Origin of the sequence: Qipengyuania pacifica (assembly GCF_019711555.1) — a bacterium.
In the GTDB taxonomy this organism is placed as follows: Bacteria; Pseudomonadota; Alphaproteobacteria; order Sphingomonadales; family Sphingomonadaceae; genus Qipengyuania; species Qipengyuania pacifica.
Genome location: NZ_JAIGNQ010000001.1, coordinates 1 through 15,233, shown reverse-complemented (window position 1 = coordinate 15,233; position 15,233 = coordinate 1). Strand labels below are relative to the sequence as shown.

The following is a 15,233-nucleotide window of genomic DNA, read 5'->3' as shown; positions in this document are numbered from 1 at the left end:
GGACGGGCAGGGCGACCGGCCCGCCCGTCCGCTAGTTCATGAGTTCGCGAACGAACGGGATCAGCCCGGTCTGGCGCTGGCGCTTCATGCGTTCGGCATCGAGAATTTCGCGCACTTTCGCAAAACACGCGTTCACATTTTCATTGATGACGACGTAGTCGTAAGCATCCCAGTGGCTGATTTCCGCGCGCGCACGTTCCATGCGGGCGGCGATCACATCATCGGCATCGGTACCCCGGCTGCGCAGCCGCCGTTCCAGTTCGGCGATGCTTGGCGGGAGGATAAACACGCGGACGACGTCCTGCTGATCCTTCTGGTAGAGCTGCTGCGTACCCTGCCAGTCGATGTCAAAAAGAAAGTCCTGGCCTTCCTTGAGCGCGCCGCGGATCCGCCCCTTGGGCGTTCCGTAGCGATGGCCGAACACAGGCGCCCATTCGTAGAAATCGTCTTCCTCGACCATGCGGTCGAACTCGGCGTCATCGACGAAATAATAATGCACCCCGTCGATTTCGCCCGGACGGGGAGGGCGCGTAGTCGCGCTGACCGACAGTTTGATCTCTTCGTCGGCGCCCAGCAGCATACGGCTGATCGTCGTCTTGCCTGCACCGCTGGGCGATGAGAGGATGAAGAGCAGACCCCGCCGGGCCAGTTTGTCGTGCGAAATCGTGGAATCGGTCATGCGCGCTGTTGGCGCATGAGGCACAGGCGAATCAAGTCCTGCCGACGGATAAGTTTCAGTTCTTGTCGTCGCGCCCGGCCTGCCTGCGCAAGGACCGGTCGCCTTCTCTGCGGGCCTTGCGTTTCGACTGACTGCGGTCGAACAGCACTTTCAGGGCAAGGCCGGTGCCCACCACCAGGGCCCCCGGAACAGAACGGGTAGCGACTTTGGTCACGCCGTAAGCCGCCAGCGTTTGCAACATGGAGCGGTTTTCGACCGCTTCCTTGGCAAACTTCGTGCCGTACTGTTTGCCAAGGACGGCTTTCTCAACCGCCATCCGCGACAGGCGCCCGGCACTGCGCAGCGCAATGTCATGAATGATGAGATTGGTGGCGGGGTTCGTGCTGGGCCCGGCGACCACGTGCCGATGCCTCGCGGCGCGATCGGGGGCACTGATGGGTTCACCGACCATGTCAGTGATGTGATCTGGTTTGTCCTGCCTGTTTTTCCGGCGTTTCGCCATGTCCTGCCCCGCTTGCCGGGAAGGCCCGGCGCCTACTTCTTGCGGCCGAAATCGACCGTGACGACATTCGAACCGTCGTCTGCTCCCTTAACGCCTTCCTCTGCGGCCTGTTCCGTACCGTCATTGTCTGGATGTTCGGTTGGAGCGGGGGCCATGTCGTTGACAGTGGCCTGAAACTGGAGCCCGAAGTCCACGGCAGGATCGACGAACTGCGTGATAGCCGCGTAAGGAATGTCCAGTTCTGCCGGCACCTGATTGAACGACAGGCCGACGGCAAAACCGTCTTCCCGGACATTGAGGTTCCAGAATTTGTTCTGGAGCACGATCGTCATTTCGTCAGGGAACCGTTCGCGCAGGCTGGCCGGGATGGATACGCCCGGAGCGTGTGTCTTGAAGGTGATGTAAAAATGATGGGCGCCGGGAAGTTCGCCGCCGCCATCTTCGATTTCACTCAGCACGCGCCCGACGACGGCGCGCAAGGCTTCCTGGACGATGGAATCGTAAGGGATCAGGCTGTCGGGCGTCTCTTCGCTCATGCGCTGCTAGGTGGAGCGAGGCGCGTCATGGGTCAAGCGCTTTAAGCGCGCCTTTACCCTGCCGATATGCGCAATTTCTTGCGCCCCGCCCGCCACCGCTCTAGCGCGGCTCCCATGCGTACAGGCCGTATCGAGCGTAACACTGCGGAAACCAATATTCTTGTGGACGTCAATCTCGACGGCACAGGAAGCTACGACGTCGCAACGGGCATCGGTTTCCTCGACCACATGGTCGAACAATTTGCGAAACATTCGCTGATCGACGTGACCCTGAAGGTCGAAGGCGACCTGCATGTCGACCAGCATCATACGACCGAGGACAGCGCATTGGCGCTCGGCCAGGCACTGTCCGCCGCTCTGGGCGATAAAGGCGGCATCGCGCGTTATGGAAGTGCCTATTCGCCCATGGACGAAACGCTGGCCCGGGTAGCGCTCGACATTTCCGGGCGACCCTACCTCGTGTGGCGCGCAGGCTTCAGCCAGGAAAAGCTGGGCGAGTGGGACACCGAGCTGATCGAGCACTGGTTCCATTCGGTCGCGCAGACCTGCGGCCTGACGCTGCATGTCGAACTGCTATACGGCACCAACAACCACCATATCTGCGAGGCGATCTACAAGGGCTTTGCCCGTGCTATGCGGGCTGCGGTCGAAGTCGATCCGCGCAAGGGCGGCACGATCCCGAGCACGAAGGGGCAGTTGGGTGGCTGAGATAGTCGCCCTCGTTGATTACGGCGCGGGCAATCTGCACTCGGTCGAGAACGCGCTCCGCAAGGTCGGCGCGACGGTAAAGGTTTCGGCCGACCCGGACGTGCTGCGCGCGGCAGACCGTATTGTTCTGCCGGGCGTCGGGTCGTTCCGGGCCTGCGCCGAAGGACTGCGGGCCGAACAGGGCGTGATCGAGGCGATGCACGAACGTGTCTTCGTCGGCGGGGCGCCCTTCCTGGGCATTTGCGTCGGCATGCAGTTGCTCGCCGCGCGGGGGCTGGAACACGGCGAGACGCCAGGTCTTGGCTGGATCGACGGGACCGTTCGTCTGATCGAACCGATCGATACCAGCGTAAAGGTGCCGCATATGGGCTGGAACGATGTGGCACCCCTGCCGCATGCACGAAGGCACGAAGTCGTCGCCGAAGGCGAAGCCTATTTCCTGCATTCCTACCACTTCAAGGCGCGTTACCGCGAAGATGTGCTGGCGATGAGCGATCATGGCGGCGGGCTGGTGGCGGCAGTGGGCCGCGACAATGTGGTCGGCGTGCAGTTCCATCCCGAAAAGAGCCAGGCCTACGGGCTGGACCTGCTGAGCAAGTTTCTGGAGTGGAAGCCGTGATCGTTTTCCCTGCAATCGACCTGAAGGGCGGCGAAGTCGTCCGCCTTGCCGAAGGCGATATGGACCGCGCGACAGTCTATGGCGATGATCCGGCCGCGCAGGCCAGGCTTTTCGACGCGGCCGGGGCAGGCCATCTGCATGTCGTCGATCTGGACGGCTCGTTCGCGGGTTCGGCGCAGAACCGCGAAGCGGTGGAGGCGATCGTCGCGGCATTTCCGGGTTATGTGCAATTGGGCGGCGGCATTCGCACGCCAGCCGATGTCGAAGGCTGGTTCGAGGCGGGCGTTGCGCGCATCGTGATCGGGACCGCGGCGCTGAAAGATCCGCAGTTCGTCAAGGACATGGCCCGCGAATACGAAGGCGGCATAGTCGTAGCGGTCGATGCGCGCGACGGCATGGTCGCGACCGATGGCTGGGCCGAAGTTTCCGATGTGTCGATTGTCGACATGGCGCGCCGGTTCGAAGACGCGGGCGTTGCCAGCCTGCTGTTCACCGACATCGGGCGCGATGGTCTGCTTAAGGGCGTGAACATCGACGCGACCGTCGATCTCGCGAGGCGCGTCGATATCCCGGTCATCGCCAGCGGCGGCGTGAAGGGGCTCGACGACATCCATGTCCTTTCGCTCTACGCCAATGAAGGCATCGAAGGGGTCATCACCGGCCGGGCGCTCTACGACGGGCGCCTGGACCTTGCTGCAGCGCTCGCCATGGCAGCAAGGCAATTAGGGTGAGGGTTTTGCCATGACCGTGAGGGTTCGCGTCATCCCCTGTCTCGATGTGCGCGACGGGCGCGTGGTGAAGGGCGTCAATTTCGTCGATCTCAAGGATGCGGGCGATCCGGTAGAACAGGCCCAGGCCTATGACCGGGCAGGCGCCGACGAACTCTGTTTTCTCGACATTTCTGCCAGTCATGAAGGACGCGGCACGCTGCTCGACATGGTACGCCGCACGGCGGAGGTCTGTTTCATGCCGCTGACCGTCGGAGGCGGCGTGCGCAGCGTCGAGGATGCCCGCGCATTGCTGCTGGCCGGTGCCGACAAGGTCGCCGTCAATTCGGCTGCCGTATCCCGCCCTGAACTGGTGCGGGAGATTGCCGAGAAGTTCGGCAGCCAGTGCGTGGTTGCCAGTGTCGATGCCCGCGCCGCTACGAGCGGTTCGGTGCGCGGCTGGGAGATATTCACCCATGGCGGACGCAAGCCGACCGGTATCGATGCCATCGAACACGCGGTCACGCTCGCGGAACTGGGTGCGGGGGAATTGCTGGTCACATCGATGGACGGCGATGGCACCAAGCAGGGATACGATGTCGAACTGACAAGGGCGATCGCGGATTCGGTTTCCGTGCCGGTGATCGCCAGCGGAGGCGTCGGCACGCTAGAGCATCTGGTGGAAGGCGTGACGCGCGGCCACGCCAGTGCCGTTCTCGCCGCCTCGATCTTTCATTTCGGGGAACATACCATCGCAGAAGCGCATGTTGCCTTGCGCGCGGCTGGGTTGCCAGCGCGCGGTTAGCGGGTTTCGTCCCGTGGCGGGACGACGCGACTTGATTGCAGGCGCCAGGCAAAGAAGGTGGTAAGGGCGCCCCATGACCCTCCAGTTCGTCTCGCTTGCTGCGCAAATTGCGAATATCGGAGGCTCCACTGCCATGCACATGCAAATGGTCGAACCCAGTGCCATGGTACTAGTTCTGATCGGGCTAGCCGGTGTGGTGGTCGGGCGTTTCCTGCTGGGACGTAACCCGGATTGACGCTGTAAGGGCGGTCCGTGCATAGCGCGGGTCATGGAAACGCTATCCCGCCTCGAACAGACGATCGCGCAGCGACGTACGGCCGATCCGTCCCAGAGCTATGTCGCGAGCCTCCATGCCAAGGGCCTGCCGCAGATCGCCCGCAAGCTGGGCGAGGAAGGCGTCGAAGCCGCGGTTGCAGTCCTTTCGGGAAGCGGTGAGGAACTGGTCGGCGAAGCAGCCGATATTCTCTTCCACCTGATTGTCGCCCTGAATGCGCGCGACGTTCCGCTTGCCGATGTTCTGGCCGAACTCGACCGGCGCGAGGGCGTTTCGGGTATCGAGGAAAAAGCCAGCAGGAGCGCGTAATGCCGATCGATCCGACCCAGCCGTATGACGACGACAATATCTTCGCCAAGATCTTGCGGGGCGAGATACCATCGAACAAGGTCTACGAGGACGAGTGGGCTTACGCCTTCGAAGATATCAATGCGCAGGCGCAGGTCCATGTGCTGGTCATTCCCAAGGGGCGATATGTCAGCTGGGACGATTTCAGCGCAAAGGCGGGGCCGGACGAGATCGCCGGTTTCGTCCGCGCTGTCGGCAAGGTCGCCCGCGATCTCGGGCTGGTGGAGCCCGGTTATCGCATGATGGCGAATATCGGCGCGCACGGGGGCCAGGAGGTCCCGCATCTGCATGTCCATCTCTTCGGCGGCGAGCCGCTGGGGCCGATGATTGCGAGGGGACGCGGGGCGGGCAAGTAAGTCGACCCGGTCCTGCGGCGAAGCCGGAAAGAGGTTGACCGAATCCCTGGGGCCGGTTAACGGGCCGCTTGATTTCGGCGCGTCGGAGCACCATCTCCGGCGCGCATTTATTTCACGAGAGACATCATGAAGATCCGCAACAGCCTCAAGTCGCTCAAGAGCCGTCATCGCGATTGCCGCGTGATCCGCCGCCGTGGGCGCACCTATGTTATCAATAAGACCAACCGCCGTTTCAAGGCCCGCCAGGGCTAATTGCGGCTCCGCCCGATAAGGGCGGATGCGTTGTTCGACCGGCCCGGCTCCGACGAGGAGTGCGGGCCGTTCGTGTTTGAGGTGGCGTGATGCAGGTCGAAGCGGTCGTGTTCGATGTGGGGCGAGTGCTCTATCAATGGCGTCTCGCCCAGCTGTTCGAGAAGATCGTCGATGATCCGGTGCGTTTACAGACACTGCTCGATGACGTCGTGACCGAGGAATGGCATTTCCAGCACGATCAGGGGAAACCTCTGTCGGAAATGGTGCCGGAACGGATCGCGCAGTTCCCCGATTTCGAACCGGAAATCCGTGCTTATGCCGCGCGTTTCAACGAGACCATTCCGGGGCCGGTGCCCGGCAGCCATGCGCTGGTGGATCGGCTCGACAGACGCGGTGTGCCGCTATTCGCGATCACCAATTTCGGACATGAATTCTGGGCGGGCTTCAGGCCCACGGCACCCATATTCGATACGTTTCGCGATATCGTGGTGTCTGGTACGGAAAAGCTGGCCAAGCCCGACGCGGCAATCTTCGATCTTGCCGAGACGCGGTTCGGCTATCCGGCAGAAGCGATGCTCTTCATCGACGACAATCACGCCAATATCGAAGGTGCGGCGAACTGCGGCTGGCAGGTGCATCATTTCGTCGATGCGCCTCGACTGGAGGCTGATCTCGAGAGGCGGGGGCTGATATGAAAAAGACCCCGGCCTGAGCCGGGGTCCCGAGTTGCCACCCGATGGAGAGAGGTGGGGATCGACTGGATCATGCGTTGCACTTGGCAAGATTGTCGGCATCCAGCGCTTCATCCTTGGCAGTGAAGGATGTGATCTGGCCATGTTCGCGCTGCAGTTCGCGGCAGACGCGCAGCGGGCGCGAGTTGCTTTTCTGTGCGACACATGTGGTGCCCTTGCAGGCCCAGGCCACGCCGCCGGCGATAGTGGTCGATGTCTTGGTCACCGGTTGTGCCAGTTCGACGGTGTAGAACATGGAGCCGGATTTTGCTTCCGCGCTGGACGGGGCGATGGCGGCACCGAAGGTGAGCGTGGTGTAAGCGAACGCGGCCGCAAGCGCGCCGACATTGGTTGATCGTGAGAGAGTGGCCATGAGAAGTCCCTTTCTAATTGCAAATTTTTCAACGGAGATTGCTGTTGTTGCAACTAGGTTGCAATTCGCAACTTATCCTGAAAGACCGGATAGCGACATAGGTTTCGTAATGCAACCTAAATTTGAAGAATTTGGCAAAATGGTTTTTTGCGCTAGATAGGTTTCTGGAAAAGGACTGAAATTATGGGCGAGATCCGCGAACCGCTGCGTGAACTGACCGAATGTGGCCTGCCACAGGCGTTGGAGGCGATGGGTGAACGATGGTCGTTCATGATCCTTCGCGCGAGCTTCAACGGACTGCACCACTTCGAAGAATTTCTCACTGAACTGGGCATCGCCCGCAATATCCTGTCCAACCGTCTCGCCAAGCTGGTCGAAAACGGAATTCTCAAGCGGGACCCCTGTGCCGACGACAAGCGAAAAATCGAATATCGCCTGACCGAAAAAGGGCTGGACCTGCTCCCGGCCATGGTGGCTCTGCGCCAGTGGGGGCAGAAATACGGCGCAGAGGTGGTCGAAAACCCCGTGCTGGTCGACGAACGCGACCGGTTGCCGATCGGGCCGACGTCGATCCTCAGTCACGATGGCCGCATTCTCGGCCCGGCAGACCTTCACCTCGTCGAACGGAACAATCTCGGAATTCGTGCGGATGGATCAAAAGCCGAGGGCGGCGAGCCGATCGATCGGGGCGACGTCGTACAATTTACCGGCGGGCAGAAAACCAAGAACGCTGCTTGAGCAGTATCTATTCGCACAATCGGGCGAGGTGCCTTTGCCCACAGTGGTCTATCGCGCTGCAGCGCCCCTGATTCCGTAATCGATCCTTATCCGCACCCATTCGCCCACCATGGGGCGACCGCCTTTCTGCGGTGGGCGGACCTTGAATTGCCATGCCGCCGCCTGGACCGCGCGGCCAATGCCCGAGCCCTGAGGCGATTCGCCGACGATGACGCAATCCTCCACGCGGAAGTCGGGCGCGGTCCTGCAGTCTATCAGACCCCAGCCGGGGCCCTGGGCAGTAGAAAGATAACCGGCCAGTTCGTCATCATACGGTCGCCTGTACCAGCGAGCGGCATATAGCGGTTCGCCATTGGGCCCGCTGCCGGCGATACGGGGGGTGTCCCCGGGAGCGGGAGTGTCTGGCGGCCCATAGGCCGGTGCCGGCGGACCCTGCGCCGGGGAAGCGGGCGGCGCCTGTCTCGGCGTCTCTTGGAGCGAGAAATCGTTCCGCAGGATCGGTCTGGGTGCTGGCACTGGCTGCGAAACGGGCGGCTGCGGTGTCGTTTCGTCCTGGGGTGGCTCTTCAGCAGTGCGCTGTTGCGGCGATGGTGCCGGCGCGGCGGCAGAGGGTGCCGGGGCTTCGTCAGGCTGGTCTGCCTCATCGGAGGCGGACGTGAAAGCAACCAGCGTGTCGCGAACCTGGCCTGCCTGTTCTTTCACCGATCCAAGTGAAAGCAGTATAAGAACCAACAGGGCTTCCAGCGCCAGTGCCAGCGCCAGCGCGGGCAACCGCTGGCGCAGTTCGGGACGTAGCTCGTCATAGCGTCGCCGCAGCGAATCGATCGGGGTGGTGCGTTCTGTCACGGATACTGCGGCGTTCTGACGTCTGTGCCTCTGGCCGGCGCAAGCCGACAATTCATGCCTACCCCACGTATTTCCGCATGGGCCAAACGATGCGCAGTTACAAGAAAAGCATAGGGGCGTGTGAATATCACCGCTCAGTGCCACCGTGACGTCATCGTTAAAACGATCTCAACACGTCGCCGTCACAAAATGGCATTTCGCGAATCCAACCCTGCAGCGCGGACGGGCCATTGTGATCGAAATCGAAGTTCAGAATGAAACGCACCAGGACGTGCATCGTATCAAGGCGATGTGTGTCCCGCGCATTGGCGAAGGCATCCGACTGAAAGAGCCGAATGGGCAATGGGCGTCCTACGACATTCTCGATGTCTGGTATCAACAGGCCGAATTCGGCGAAATATGGGTGCCGTACATTCATGTCCGCATGACCCCGGAAGAACTGAAGGCGATCGAAATGTCGCAGGCGAACCCGTTGGTGGATCGCGGTCAGCAGATGCCGATCGAGGATTTCCTCAAGAAATTCGAAGGGGATTACGAACACGAAACGGTCAGGCTCAACCTCGACATGAGCGAGGATTGATCGCCACGAGTCATGGCGCTGCGGCCTAGAGCCATCAGGCTCTGGGCGCCTGTCTGCGATAACTGAGCGCCTCAGCAACATGGATTCGGCCGACTTCCTCTGCACCGGCGAGATCGGCGATGGTACGCGCCACGCGAAGCATGCGCGTATAGCTGCGTGCCGACAGGCGCATGGCTGTTGCCGCCTGCATAAGTAGTTGACGCCCGGCCTCGTCAGGTGTGGCAAAACGTTCCAGCGCGTCCCCTTCGAGATCCGCATTGGTCCGGGCCTTCGTCGCATCGAACCGCGCTGTCTGCCGCTGTCGCGCCTGTGACACGCGCGCGGCAACTTGTGCGCTCCCCTCTGCCGGGGGCGGAAGGGCAAGGTCGGCGGCGCTGACCGGATCGACCTCGACATGCAGATCGATCCTGTCGAGCATGGGGCCGGAAACCTTGCTCTGATAATCGGCGGCACAGCGCGGCGCTCGGCTACAGGCCAGCGCGGCGTCGCCCAGATGGCCGCAGCGACATGGGTTCATGGCCGCGACGAGCTGGACGTTGGCGGGGAAGGACACGTGGGCATTGGCGCGCGCAACATCGACCCTGCCCGTCTCGAGCGGCTGTCGCAGCGAATCGAGCACGGCACGCTGGAATTCCGGCAATTCATCGAGGAACAGGACGCCTAGATGCGCGAGGCTGACCTCGCCTGGCTTGACCCGCAACCCTCCGCCAGTGAGCGCTGCCATGCTCGCCGAATGGTGCGGCGCGCGGAACGGACGGGTGCGGCTGATACGCCCTTCTTCCAGCGTTCCGGCCACGGACTGCACCATGCTGACCTCCAGTGCTTCCGGCGGGGAAAGTGGAGGGAGAATGCCGGGAAGGCAGCTGGCCAAAAGGCTCTTGCCCGCGCCGGGCGGCCCGATCATCAGCAAATTGTGTCCGCCTGCCGCAGCGATTTCCAGCGCGCGCTTTGCAGTTTCCTGCCCTTTGACCTGCTTGAGATCGCTACCGGCCGGTTCGCTTTCGACCACGCCCGGCTCCGGATCGGGCAGGCGCTGGGTTCCCTTCAGATGATTGAGCAGACTGGCGAGATCGGGGGCCGCGCACACCGGGACTTCGCTCGCCCAGCGTGCTTCCGACCCCTGAGCCCGGGGGCAGATAAGTCCGATTTCCTGCTCGCTCGCATGGATGGCCGCGAGCAGGACGCCCGGCGAGGGTACGATTCGCGCGTCGAGCGCCAGTTCCCCTACCGCGATCCAGTCGCCCAACTGTTCCGCATCCGTGACCCCCATTGCGGCAAGCAGGGCGAGTGCAATGGGAAGATCGTAATGCGATCCTTCCTTCGGCAGGTCGGCCGGGGACAGATTTATGGTGATTCGCTTGGGCGGCAGGGCAAGCCCCATGCTCGACAGCGCGGCGCGAACGCGTTCCTTGCTTTCACCGACGGCCTTGTCCGCCAGCCCGACGATATTGAACTTGGGCAAGCCCGGCGCGACGGAGCATTGCACCTCTACGCTGCGCGCTTCCAACCCTAGATAAGCGACCGTTTTTACTAGTGCGACCAGAGTTAACCCCCACCCCGAATTCGCCCGTGTGATGACGGCAAGCCAGACGAATGTCGAGCGGAAAGCGGGTTCAGAACCACGGCGAAGAATCATGCCTAACAACACTTTAGGCATATGCATTGGCAAGCTGGAAACTTGCCTTGCTGCACGCATGCGACATGTTTCGCTTTGCTGCGCTCCTGTTGTCCGCCCTCGGCGCTCTGATCGCATCGCCGATTTCCGCGCAGTCGCTGGCGCTGGTCAATCTGCCAGTGGTGTATGTGTCGATGCCCTCCATCCAAAAGACACATCAGGGGCAGGCGATCGCTTCGACCGGGGCAGCCCGACCGATGGCCCAGCAACATGCAGAACCCCTGCAGTTCGCTGCGATCCGCCCGCAAGCCTATGAGGCTGCGGCCTTGCCCGCCTGGACACCGCCCGCATTCGTCGACCGCCGTTTCCGCAGTTATCGCAACGGCATCGCACAATATGGGCCGTTCCTCGTACTCGACGACAGGCGGGTGGCCATGATCGGTGAAACCGATGCTTCCACGCCCGGCCAGTTTCGCGCGATGTTGAGGGATTTCCCCCGTCTACGCCAGCTCGACCTGGTTGAATGTCCGGGCACCCAGGACGATCGCGCAAATCTCAGCTTGGGGCGCATGATTCGCGCTGCGAGGCTGGTAACGCATGTTCCGGCCATCGGGTCGGTACGGTCGGGCGCGGTCGAGCTTTTCTTCGCCGGCATTCAGCGGGACATAAGCCAGGGGGCCGAATTCGCAGTGCATAGCTGGATGGATCCCTATGGCCGCGAGGCGGGTGATTTTTCGATCGATTCACCGGAAAACCGACAGTATCTCGAATACTATCGCGAGATGGGCATGAGCAGCGATCAGGCCCGTGCCTTTTACGATTTTACCAATTCCGTACCGCATCACGGCGCCTTGTGGCTTGGTGCCGGCGACATGCGCCGCTGGACTGCGCACCCGCAGCCTGCCAAGGTGCGCGCGCAGTCAAAGCCGGTGCAACCGGCCCCGAATCTGGCCTATTCCGACGTTACTTTCTCTTGACGACAAGGCGGGCTTCGCCTAATCGCGCGGCCCTGTAGGCGGTCGCTGGCAGCAGCGGCCCTTTTTCTTGGCGCGATTCGTACGTGCCGAAACTGAACGAAATTCTTTTGTAAGGACGATCCGATGAAGCGGACATTCCAGCCCTCGAACCTCGTGCGTGCACGCCGCCACGGTTTCTTCGCTCGCAAGGCTACTCCGGGTGGCCGCAAGGTTCTCCGCGCTCGCCGCGCCCGCGGCCGCAAGAAGCTCTGCGCGTGATATGAGCCGCTGCGCCTCAGGCGTGGCGACAATCACCGAAATGCTGGCGGGCTCCCATTCGGGGGCCCGTTCGCGTATCTGGCTTCCATGCATCCATCTCTTTCCGTGATCGGCAAGCGCAGCGACTTCCTCGCTGCGAATCGGGGGTTGCGCGTTGCGCGCCCGGGTTTCGTGCTGCTGGCCAATCCCAATGGCGGGAAGGGCATGCGGTACGGCATAACGGTGACCAAGAAGATCGGTAACGCCGTGGTCCGCAACCGGATGAAGCGGCGCTTTCGCGAACTCCTGTGGGCGGCGCTGCCGGAAGGCGGGCTGCCAGACCATGACCACATCCTCATCGGTCGTGATGGAGGTGTGGAGCGTGATTTCGCTGCCCTGCGCACCGAACTGGCCGCGGCCCTGACCCGCGCCGCGGAAGGCAAGGGCGACCGCCCGCGCCCGCCGCGTCACCGCCGGAGCCGCCGGGCATGAAGTATCCGCTCATCTGGATTGCTCGCTTCTGGCAGTTGGGGCCCAGCCTCATTCTGCCTTCCACCTGCCGCTATCAGCCATCCTGCAGCCAGTACGCCATAGAGGCGTTGACGAAATACGGTGCGATCAAGGGTGGATGGTTGGCGACGAAGCGTATAATGCGCTGCCACCCCTGGGGCGGTCATGGCCACGACCCGGTGCCCTAGCACTGTCTTGACAGGCTAAGACACCGCCCCACATTCAGATTTTCGACCGGACATAGACGGGACCGACCTTGGACAACCATCGCAACGTGATCATCGCCATTGCGCTTTCCTTCCTGCTGCTTGTGGGCTGGACTTCGGCGATGGACTTTTTCTATCCGCAGCCCGAACAGGCTCTGGTTCAGGACAAGGCCGATACCCCGGCCGAACAGGCTGCCATTGCCGATGGGCAGGCGCCCGCTGCGACGCGCCACACCCGCACCGGCGGGCTCGTCGATCCGGCGCTGCAGGCGCAGGAAAAAGCCGACCTCAAGACGGCGCTGGCCAGCCCGCAGCGTATCCGCATCGATGCACCGCGCGTTGCGGGCTCGATCAATCTGCGCGGCGGCGTGGTCGACGACGTGGTCCTCAAGGATCACATGGAAGGAACAGGCAACGACAGCGAGCCGGTACGCCTGTTCTCGCCGAACGGGACGCCCGCCCAGCAATTCGCGCAGTTCGGTTATCTCATCAACGGCACGCGCATTGCCGACGATGCCGTCTGGCAGGCCGATGGCCGTGTCCTCACCAGCGAAACGCCGGTGACGCTTACGCACGATCTGGGTGACGGCGTCAGCGCGTCGATCCGCTATTCGATCGACGACGAATACATGTTCACGGTCGAACAGAAAGTTACCAATACCGGGCCGAACCCGGCGGTCGTCCAGCCCTATGGCTACGTCAACCGGACCAGCCGCACCGCGAGCGAGGATCTCTGGATCGCGCATTCCGGACCGATCGGTGTGTTCGCCGACGCGGCCGACTACGGCATCGATTACGACGATGTCGACGAAGCGCAGACCATCACACCGGCCGGTCGGCCGAGCTGGTCGGGCTTTGCCGATATCTACTGGCTGTCGGCCCTGGTGCCGCAGACCGGCAGCGCGCCCACCGCGACATTCCGGGCGCTCGGTAACGAAATCTACCGTGCCGACATGATCTACGATGCGGTGACCCTTCCCGCAGGCCAGGCGCTGACGACCACGTCGCGGCTGTTTGCCGGGGCGAAGGAAAGCGTCGTGCTCGATCGTTACGAAGACGCGGGCCTGCAGAAATTCGGCCTCGCCATCGACTGGGGCTGGTTCCGCTGGTTCGAAAAGCCGATGTTGTGGCTGCTGCGTACGATCTACGAAGCCGTCGGCAATTTCGGCATCGCGATCATCGCGCTGACCTTCATCGTGCGCGGGCTCATGTTCCCGATCGCGCAGAAGGGCTTTGCGAGCATGGCCGAGATGAAGGCCATCCAGCCGAAGATGAAAGCCATCCAGGAAAAGTACAAGGACGACAAACAGAAGCAGCAGCAGGAGATCATGGCCCTGTACAAGCAGGAGAAGGTGAACCCTGTTGCCGGGTGCCTGCCCATGCTGTTGCAGATCCCGGTCTTCTTCGCGCTCTACAAGGTTCTGGTTCTCGGCATCGAGATGCGGCACCGCGAATTCCTCTGGATCAAGGATCTGGCCGCGCCCGATCCGGCAAACCTCGCCAATGCGCTCTCGCTCGTCGGCATTCAGGTGCCGCAGTTCCTGATGATCGTCTTCGGCGTCGGCGTGCTGGCTGTCATGCTGGGCTTCACCATGTGGCTGACGTTCAAGCTCAATCCGAGTGCTATGGATCCGATGCAGCAGCAGATTTTCAACATCATGCCGTGGATCCTGATGTTCGTGATGGCACCCTTCGCAGCCGGGCTGCTGCTGTACTGGGTCACCTCGAACATCCTTACCGTGGCGCAGCAGAAATACCTCTACTCACGGCATCCGCAGCTGCGCGCTGCCATAGACGAGGAAAAGGCAAAGAAGGCTGCCGAAGCCGAAGCGAAGGCCAGGGGATGAGCGACGAACAAGCTGCCGAACGGGCCGAGCTCGAACGGCGCGCGAACAAGCTGTTTTCGGGGCGGGTGGATTTTCTCCTCTCGGCCCCGCAGCTAAAGTTCCTGCCTGAACCGACCGTGCCGGAGATCGCCTTCTGCGGTCGTTCCAATGTGGGCAAGAGCTCGCTCCTCAACGCGCTGACGGGACGCAAGGCTATCGCACGCGCCTCCGTCACGCCCGGGCGGACGCAGGAGCTGAACTTCTTCGAAGTCGGCGACCCGACCGTTTTCCGCCTGGTGGACATGCCCGGCTATGGCTTTGCCAAGGCGCCGGTGAAAGTGGTCGAAAAGTGGAAGGCGCTGGTCCGCACCTATCTGCGCGGCCGGCCCGTCCTCGCGCGCACGCTCGTGCTGGTCGACGGGCGCCATGGCCCCAAGGATGTCGACCGCGAAATGATGAAGATGCTCGACGAGGCGGCAGTGGGTTACCGCGTCGTCCTGACCAAGGCCGACAAGATGAAGGCGAGCGAACTCGCCAAGATCATCGAAGCCACGCAGGCCGAAGCGCGCAAGCATGTCGCTGCCTATCCCGACATCCACGTAACCAGCGCGGAAAAGGGCATGGGCATCGCCGAACTGCGCGCTGCCGTGCTGGGGGATGCGGGGGTCTAGCAGACCGCGGAACCGGTCCTTTGTTCGCGTCCGCGGATGGCCGGAAGCAGTTGTTTCCGCACACACGAAAACATCCGGCGGCGAGCCCGGACTGTAATGCCTACAAAACAAGATCACGCGGCCGGGGCGAACCTTGC

Annotated in this window: 23 protein-coding genes; 17 read left to right on the top strand and 6 right to left on the bottom strand. The window is 62.3% G+C overall.

Features of this window, described 5'->3' with window-relative positions; genetic code table 11:
- Nucleotides 1-31: 31 nt before the first annotated feature.
- Genes gmk through K3177_RS00105 form a run of 3 tightly spaced genes read right to left on the bottom strand, consistent with a single transcriptional unit; the run spans nucleotide 32 to nucleotide 1,717 of the window.
- A complete protein-coding gene (gene gmk / locus K3177_RS00115; RefSeq protein ID WP_103022321.1) occupies nucleotides 32-679 on the bottom strand; it encodes a guanylate kinase in 648 nt (215 codons plus the stop codon).
- A gap of 55 nt (nucleotides 680-734) precedes the next feature.
- Nucleotides 735-1,181 carry a hypothetical protein gene (locus K3177_RS00110; protein ID WP_103022322.1) on the bottom strand — a complete coding sequence of 149 codons (447 nt, stop codon included), beginning with the start codon at nucleotides 1,179-1,181 and terminating at the stop codon, nucleotides 735-737.
- A gap of 32 nt (nucleotides 1,182-1,213) precedes the next feature.
- Entirely contained in the window at nucleotides 1,214-1,717 is a 504-nt protein-coding gene (locus K3177_RS00105) for an SspB family protein (RefSeq protein ID WP_103022323.1), read from the bottom strand.
- Nucleotides 1,718-1,831: 114 nt separating this feature from the next.
- On the opposite strand from K3177_RS00105, the gene hisB reads away from it, so the two are divergent.
- The 9 genes from hisB (at nucleotide 1,832) to K3177_RS00060 (ending at nucleotide 6,481) form a co-directional block, all read left to right on the top strand.
- Nucleotides 1,832-2,425, top strand: a complete 594-nt coding sequence (gene hisB / locus K3177_RS00100) for an imidazoleglycerol-phosphate dehydratase HisB (RefSeq protein WP_103022688.1) — start codon at nucleotides 1,832-1,834, stop codon at nucleotides 2,423-2,425.
- A complete protein-coding gene (gene hisH / locus K3177_RS00095) occupies nucleotides 2,418-3,044 on the top strand; it encodes an imidazole glycerol phosphate synthase subunit HisH (RefSeq protein ID WP_221596206.1) in 627 nt (208 codons plus the stop codon). The genes hisB and hisH overlap by 8 nt, the downstream gene beginning before the upstream one ends.
- Nucleotides 3,041-3,775 carry a 1-(5-phosphoribosyl)-5-[(5-phosphoribosylamino)methylideneamino]imidazole-4-carboxamide isomerase gene (hisA, locus tag K3177_RS00090; protein WP_221596204.1) on the top strand — a complete coding sequence of 245 codons (735 nt, stop codon included), beginning with the start codon at nucleotides 3,041-3,043 and terminating at the stop codon, nucleotides 3,773-3,775. Before hisH ends, hisA begins: the two co-directional genes overlap by 4 nt.
- A 10-nt stretch (nucleotides 3,776-3,785) precedes the next feature.
- Nucleotides 3,786-4,556: an imidazole glycerol phosphate synthase subunit HisF gene (hisF, locus tag K3177_RS00085; RefSeq protein WP_221596202.1), complete on the top strand. Its 771-nt coding sequence runs from the start codon at nucleotides 3,786-3,788 to the stop codon at nucleotides 4,554-4,556.
- A 73-nt stretch (nucleotides 4,557-4,629) separates the two neighbouring features.
- Entirely contained in the window at nucleotides 4,630-4,791 is a 162-nt protein-coding gene (locus tag K3177_RS00080; RefSeq protein WP_158246551.1) for a hypothetical protein, read from the top strand.
- A 33-nt stretch (nucleotides 4,792-4,824) separates the two neighbouring features.
- Nucleotides 4,825-5,139: a phosphoribosyl-ATP diphosphatase gene (locus K3177_RS00075; RefSeq protein ID WP_221596200.1), complete on the top strand. Its 315-nt coding sequence runs from the start codon at nucleotides 4,825-4,827 to the stop codon at nucleotides 5,137-5,139.
- Nucleotides 5,139-5,534: a histidine triad nucleotide-binding protein gene (locus K3177_RS00070; protein WP_221596198.1), complete on the top strand. Its 396-nt coding sequence runs from the start codon at nucleotides 5,139-5,141 to the stop codon at nucleotides 5,532-5,534. Before K3177_RS00075 ends, K3177_RS00070 begins: the two co-directional genes overlap by 1 nt.
- Nucleotides 5,535-5,660: 126 nt before the next feature.
- Complete coding sequence (ykgO, locus tag K3177_RS00065; protein ID WP_006833921.1) at nucleotides 5,661-5,786, top strand: type B 50S ribosomal protein L36; 126 nt, start codon at nucleotides 5,661-5,663, stop codon at nucleotides 5,784-5,786.
- A gap of 89 nt (nucleotides 5,787-5,875) precedes the next feature.
- On the top strand, nucleotides 5,876-6,481 hold the full coding sequence (locus K3177_RS00060) for an HAD family hydrolase (RefSeq protein ID WP_221596196.1): 606 nt from the start codon (nucleotides 5,876-5,878) through the stop codon (nucleotides 6,479-6,481).
- A gap of 67 nt (nucleotides 6,482-6,548) precedes the next feature.
- Here the strand turns inward: K3177_RS00060 and K3177_RS00055 are convergent, their stop codons facing one another.
- A complete protein-coding gene (locus tag K3177_RS00055; RefSeq protein WP_221596194.1) occupies nucleotides 6,549-6,890 on the bottom strand; it encodes a DUF8200 family protein in 342 nt (113 codons plus the stop codon).
- 183 nt (nucleotides 6,891-7,073) lie between these two features.
- On the opposite strand from K3177_RS00055, the gene K3177_RS00050 reads away from it, so the two are divergent.
- Nucleotides 7,074-7,628 (top strand): winged helix-turn-helix transcriptional regulator, encoded by a 555-nt coding sequence (locus K3177_RS00050; RefSeq protein WP_221596192.1) that lies wholly within the window; start codon nucleotides 7,074-7,076, stop codon nucleotides 7,626-7,628.
- A gap of 48 nt (nucleotides 7,629-7,676) precedes the next feature.
- Here the strand turns inward: K3177_RS00050 and K3177_RS00045 are convergent, their stop codons facing one another.
- Nucleotides 7,677-8,474 (bottom strand): hypothetical protein, encoded by a 798-nt coding sequence (locus K3177_RS00045; RefSeq protein WP_345725327.1) that lies wholly within the window; start codon nucleotides 8,472-8,474, stop codon nucleotides 7,677-7,679.
- Nucleotides 8,475-8,706: 232 nt separating this feature from the next.
- Here K3177_RS00045 and K3177_RS00040 point away from each other — a divergent pair, with 232 nt between their 5' ends.
- A complete protein-coding gene (locus K3177_RS00040; protein ID WP_221596190.1) occupies nucleotides 8,707-9,054 on the top strand; it encodes a hypothetical protein in 348 nt (115 codons plus the stop codon).
- Between the two features lie 34 nt (nucleotides 9,055-9,088).
- On the opposite strand, the gene K3177_RS00035 is transcribed toward K3177_RS00040, so the two are convergent.
- Nucleotides 9,089-10,597: a YifB family Mg chelatase-like AAA ATPase gene (locus K3177_RS00035; protein ID WP_221597400.1), complete on the bottom strand. Its 1,509-nt coding sequence runs from the start codon at nucleotides 10,595-10,597 to the stop codon at nucleotides 9,089-9,091.
- A gap of 158 nt (nucleotides 10,598-10,755) precedes the next feature.
- Between K3177_RS00035 and K3177_RS00030 the strand changes: the two genes are divergently transcribed.
- The 6 genes from K3177_RS00030 to yihA all read left to right on the top strand — a co-directional run bounded on the left by K3177_RS00030 (nucleotide 10,756) and on the right by yihA (nucleotide 15,096).
- On the top strand, nucleotides 10,756-11,646 hold the full coding sequence (locus K3177_RS00030; RefSeq protein ID WP_221596188.1) for an alpha/beta hydrolase: 891 nt from the start codon (nucleotides 10,756-10,758) through the stop codon (nucleotides 11,644-11,646).
- Nucleotides 11,647-11,769: 123 nt separating this feature from the next.
- Nucleotides 11,770-11,904 carry a 50S ribosomal protein L34 gene (gene rpmH, locus K3177_RS00025; RefSeq protein ID WP_057884309.1) on the top strand — a complete coding sequence of 45 codons (135 nt, stop codon included), beginning with the start codon at nucleotides 11,770-11,772 and terminating at the stop codon, nucleotides 11,902-11,904.
- Nucleotides 11,905-11,991: 87 nt separating this feature from the next.
- The gene (gene rnpA / locus K3177_RS00020) at nucleotides 11,992-12,375 is read left to right on the top strand and encodes a ribonuclease P protein component (protein ID WP_221596186.1); all 384 of its coding nucleotides are present in this window, start codon (nucleotides 11,992-11,994) and stop codon (nucleotides 12,373-12,375) included.
- The gene (gene yidD / locus K3177_RS00015) at nucleotides 12,372-12,581 is read left to right on the top strand and encodes a membrane protein insertion efficiency factor YidD (protein ID WP_103022332.1); all 210 of its coding nucleotides are present in this window, start codon (nucleotides 12,372-12,374) and stop codon (nucleotides 12,579-12,581) included. Before rnpA ends, yidD begins: the two co-directional genes overlap by 4 nt.
- A 68-nt stretch (nucleotides 12,582-12,649) precedes the next feature.
- Complete coding sequence (gene yidC / locus K3177_RS00010; protein ID WP_221596184.1) at nucleotides 12,650-14,446, top strand: membrane protein insertase YidC; 1,797 nt, start codon at nucleotides 12,650-12,652, stop codon at nucleotides 14,444-14,446.
- Nucleotides 14,443-15,096: a ribosome biogenesis GTP-binding protein YihA/YsxC gene (yihA, locus tag K3177_RS00005; protein ID WP_103022334.1), complete on the top strand. Its 654-nt coding sequence runs from the start codon at nucleotides 14,443-14,445 to the stop codon at nucleotides 15,094-15,096. Before yidC ends, yihA begins: the two co-directional genes overlap by 4 nt.
- Nucleotides 15,097-15,233 lie beyond the last annotated feature (137 nt).